This is a genomic window from Streptomyces sp. NPDC057654 (assembly GCF_042800135.1).
Classification (GTDB): domain Bacteria; phylum Actinomycetota; class Actinomycetes; order Streptomycetales; family Streptomycetaceae; genus Streptomyces.
Genome location: NZ_JBHVHQ010000629.1, coordinates 1 through 5,085, shown reverse-complemented (window position 1 = coordinate 5,085; position 5,085 = coordinate 1). Strand labels below are relative to the sequence as shown.

Annotated in this window: 2 protein-coding genes; both read right to left on the bottom strand. The window is 72.5% G+C overall.

Annotated features, from left to right (window positions below):
- Positions 1–2,519: condensation domain-containing protein (locus ACFU99_RS32315; RefSeq protein ID WP_384398798.1), on the bottom strand; the 2,519-nt coding region annotated here is incomplete at its 3' end.
- A 65-nt stretch (positions 2,520–2,584) separates the two neighbouring features.
- A partial coding sequence (locus ACFU99_RS32310; protein WP_384398796.1) for a condensation domain-containing protein occupies positions 2,585–5,085 on the bottom strand: 2,501 nt, incomplete at its 5' end.

Below are 5,085 nucleotides of genomic sequence, written 5' to 3'. Positions count from 1 at the left end.
TTGCAAGGCTGGCGGAATGCCTGTTGCCGCTGCTCGATCCGCAGGTGGAAAAAGCCGCCGAACTCGCCAATGCCGTTCTCGCCGGTTTCGCCGCCGCCTTTCCGAAACGCTGGCTTGCCGGCATGCGCGAAAAGCTTGGCCTGACGACGGAGGAAGAGGAACGCGTCCAGGACGAAGGCCCGGCGGTCGGGCAGGGGACGCCCGATGGGCAGGGCCGGCCCCGCCTCGGCACCCGGCTCCAGGAGGTGCCAGGTGGCGCACAGGGTGACCTCGGTCGGCCCGTAGAGATGACGGACGGCGGTGCCGGGGCAGACCTCTCGTACGCGTGCGACGGACGCGGCAGGCACCACGTCCCCGCCGGTCAGCACCTCGCGCAGCCCGGTGAAGCTCTCGGGCGACTCGTCGGCCAGCACGCGGAGCGACCCGGCGGTCAGGTGGGCCGCCGTCACACCGTCGTCGGCGATCGCCTGCCGCAGCCGGTCCGCGTCCACCGCGCCCGGCTCCGCGATCACCACGCGAGCGCCCGCCACCAGCGGCACCCATAGCTCGTACAGCGAGGCGTCGAAGGCGTGCGGGGCGTGCATCAGCACGGCATCGCCCGCGCTCACAGCCCAGCCGGGCTCGGCCACCAGCCTTGCCACCGCGCCGTGCGGGACCGCAACGCCCTTGGGCACGCCGGTGGAACCGGACGTATACATCACATACGCCAAGTCGTCGGACCCCACCGCGACCTGCGGGCTGTCCGCAGCGGACGCCGTCCGCACCTCCGGGCCGTCCAGCGACATCACTCGGTACGCGCCGTCAGCGGGCAGGATCTCCCGCGTGCGGTCGGTGCACAGAACCGCTGACGGGGCGGAGTCGGCCAGCAGGAACGCGACCCGGTCCGCCGGATGGTCCGTATCCACCGGTACGTACGCGGCCCCGGCCTTCCACACGCCCAGCAGCGCCGCCACCAGCTCCGGCGAACGCTCGATCGCTACGGCGACCCGGTCGCCGCGCCGTACGCCCTGACGGGAGAGGGAGGCTGATATCCGGTCGGACTCCTCGACCAATTGGCGGTACGTCAGGTGATTTTGACCAGACGTCACAGCAGTTGCGTCTCCCGTCCGAGCCGCCTGAGCGGCGAACAGTTCCGGAACCGATACACCGTCGGGCGGCGGTGCCGCCTTCGCGTTCCACTCCTCCACCACGAGCCCGCGCCCCGGTCCGTCCAGCGCGTCGATCCGGCCCACCGGGGCCGAGGCATCGGCCACCATCTGCTCCAGGACCCGTCGCAGACCGGCGACGACCGACTCGACGGCTTCGCGTTCGAACAGGTCGGGCTGGTAGGAGAGCCGGAGGCGCATGGGTTCGCCGGGTACGACGCCCAGCATCAGCGGGTAGTGCGCGGCCTCGCGAGGGGGGCCGTAGGGCTCGATGGTGAGGGCGTCGGGGGCCGGGGGGCCGCCGGGCGGAAGCGGGTAGCTCTCGTACACGACGATCGTGTCGAAGACCGCGCCGGGCCCGCCGAGCCGCTGGATCTCCGGCAGGCCGAGATGCTGATGGGCCATCAGCGCGGACTGGCGCTCCTGTAGCTCCGTGAGCATCCGCAGCACGGGCTGTCCGCCGTCGATCCGTACGCGCACCGGGAGCGTGTTGATCAGCAGCCCCACCATGCTCTCCATGCCCGGCAGTTCGGGCGGCCGGCCCGCGACCGTGGCGCCGAACACGACGTCCGTGCGGCCGGAGAGCCGCGCCAGCATCAGCGCCCACGCGCCCTGCACCACCGTGTTCACCGTCAAACCGTGCGTACGGGCCAGCTCGCCCAGCCCGCGCGTGAGCCGCTCGGGCAGCTCGGCGCCGACGCTGCGCGGCACGACGGGCATCCGTCCGGGGTCGGCCGGCGCCGCGAGCGTCGGCTCCTCGGCCCCCGCCAGCTCGGCCTGCCAGGCGCCGCGAGCGGCATCCTTGTCCTGGCGGTTCAGCCAGGCCAGGTACTCCCGGTACGACGTCGTGCGCCGCAGCCCGCGCGCGTCGCCGCCCGCCTCGTACACGGCGGCCAGCTCGCCCATCAGGACCGGCATCGACCAGCCGTCCATCAGGATGTGATGGCTGGTGATCACCAGCCGGTGCTCGCCGTCGGCGAGCTCGACCAGCAGGAACCGCAGCAGCGGGGGCACCGCCGGGTCGAAACGCTCCGCCCGCTCCTGCGCGATCAGCTCCTCCACCCGGTCGGCCGCGTCGGCCTCTGCCAGCTCGCTGATGTCCGCTTCACGCCATGGCAGGTCGACTTCCCGCGCGATGACCTGCACGGTCCGCGCGCCGTCCACCTGGCGGAAGCACGCGCGCAGCGCCGCGTGCCGGGCCACCAGCGCCTCCCACGACGCGCGTAGGCGCGCCGCGTCCAGCGGTCCGGTCACGGCCAGCACGGTCTGGACGGTGTAGACGTCGGGCCCCTGGTCATCAAAAGAGGCGTGGAAGAGCAGGCCCTCCTGCAAAGGGGAGAGAGGCCAGACATCCTCGACTGCTGAACGGGTCACTGTTCGCTCCTCTACTCGTCTGGTGATGACCGGTGGTGCTGGCCGGTGGTGACAACCGGGATCGGTCAGGAACCGTCGTCGGCGAACCCTGCTTCCAGGGCACTTATTTGGCTCTGCGTCAGTTCGATGAGCGGGAAGTCGGCCGGTGTGTGTCCGCCCGCCGTGGGGTCGGCGGTGTGGAGGGCCAGACCGTCGAGCATGTCCAGCCAGATACGCCCCAACCGGTGCACGGCGGCCTCGGTCAGGACGCCGGCGGGCCACATCAGATGGACGGTCAGCTCGGGCCCGTCGGCGGTGTCGCGGACGACCGCGCCGGCCTCCACGACGTGCTTGACGGGCATGCCGGGGTCGGCCGAGCCGCCAATGGCCGAGTCCCCGACCAGTTGCCATGGCCCTGCCGGGCCCGTCGGCGGCCCGGCGGCGAACCGGCCGAGGTAGTTGAACGCGATCTGCGGATCCGGGAGGGCGGCCAGGGTCTGCCCAGTGTCGGGGTTGAGGTGGCGCAACAGCTCGTAACCGAGCCCGTCACCGTCCCCTCCCCCGCCCCCAGGGGTCGCCCGCGACTGTTCCTTGACCGCTTTGAGAGCCGCACCTGCGGCCGGGCCGCCCGCGAGCGCCTGCGGAAGGTCGATGCCGTCCAGCCGGAGCCGGACCGGGTGCACGCTGGTGAACCAGCCCACAGTGCGGGAGAGGTCCACGCCTTGGGCTATGGGCTCACGGCCGTGGCCTTCGATATCCACCAGGACGCCCGACGACTTCTCTTGGTCCTGGCGGCCCGGATTACTCAGGTCTGCGTTACCCGGGTCTGCACTGCTCGGGTCCGCACTGCTCAGGTCCGCACTGCGCAGGTTCTCATGACGCCAGTGCTCGACCGCTGCGGCCAGCGTGGACAGCAGCACTTCATGCACGCCGCAGTGGAACGTCACAGGCGTCCGGCCGACGAGCGTCGCCGCCTGTCGGGCCGGGACCTGCCACGAGTGGCGGGAAAGGGTCGAGGCGGTGTCCTGCGCGGGGTCGAGCGGCCGTACACCCAGCGGCGGGTCTCCCTCGCCGTCCCCGAGCAGGGCTACCCAGCCGTCGAGTTCGGCGACGCGGTTCTCGTCCGTCGCCTGGGCCGTCAGGATCTCCGCCCAGCGGCGGAAGGACGTGCCCGTCGGGTCGAGCGCCGGTTGCCGCCCGGCTGCTACGGCCTCGCAGGCGGCGGCCAGATCCGGCACGAGGATGCGCCACGACACGCCGTCGACCACCAGGTGATGCGCTACAAACACCAGCCGGCCCAGCCGGTCGGGGCCCGCGTCCACCCACACCAGCTGAACCATCACCCCCGCGCCCGGATCCAGCCGCTCGACCGCCTCCAGCGCCGCCCGCTCGGCCGTCTCGTCCGGGCTTCCACTGGTGACGGCCACCCGTGTGACCAGGCCCGACGCGTCCGCCGAACCGCGCTCGCCGACCAACAGCCTCGGCCGCGCCGCGTCGTGCACGGCGCGGGCCCGCAGCATGTCGTGCGTGTCCAGTACGGCCGCCAGCCCGGCGGTCAGCACGTCCCGGTCCAGCCCGGCCGGGGCTGTGACGACCGCCCACTGAGCGAACCGGCCGCCGAGGGCGTGCTCCCCCATGGCCCGCATGACCGGTGTCCAGGGCATGTCGCCCGCGCCCGAGTCCGCCGCGCCGCCGAGCGCGTCACCGACCGCGACGCCGACCTCCGCCGCTGCGGCGAGAGCGCCGGGGGACACCAGCTCGAACACGTCCCAGGCGGTGAAGATCAGCCCCGCACGCCGCGCCCGTGCGACGAGTTGCATGGACATGATGGAGTCGCCGCCCAGCTCGAAGAAGCTGTCGTCCACCCCGACCCGTTCGAGGCCGAGCACCTCGGCGAACAGCCCGCACAACGTCTCTTCAGCAGCGGTACGCGGCTCCCGCTCCGTCGCCCGCGCGGCGAAGTCGGGGGCGGGCAGCGCATGGCGGTCCACCTTGCCGTTGACCGTCAGGGGCAGCGCGTCGAGCGCCACGACCACCGCCGGCACCATGTACTCCGGCAGCACCTGGGCCGCGTGCTCCCGCACCGCCGCCCCGTCGACCGACTCGCCGTCGGGCACCACATAGCCGACGAGTCGACGCTCGCCCGGACGGTCCTCGCGGGCCGTCACCACTGCCTGGGCCACCGCCGGATGCGCGGCGAGCACCGCCTCCACCTCGCCCAGCTCCACCCGGAAACCCCGGACCTTGACCTGAGCGTCCGCCCGGCCGACGAACACCAGCTCGCCGTCATCGGTCCAGCGGACCAGGTCACCGGTCCGGTACATGCGCCCGCCGGAGCCGAACGGGCACGCGATGAACCGCTCCGCCGTCAAGGCCGGGCACCCGAGGTAGCCCCGCGCCAGGCCCGTACCGGCTACGTACAGCTCACCCGTGAAGCCGGGCGGCACCGGGTGCAGGAACGCGTCCAGGACGAAGGCCCGTGCGTTGGCGCTGGGGCGGCCGATGGGGACCACGTCGGCGCTGGGCGACAGAGGCGCGCTCATCGCCGCGCAGACCGTCGTCTCCGTCGGCCCGTACGCATTGATCA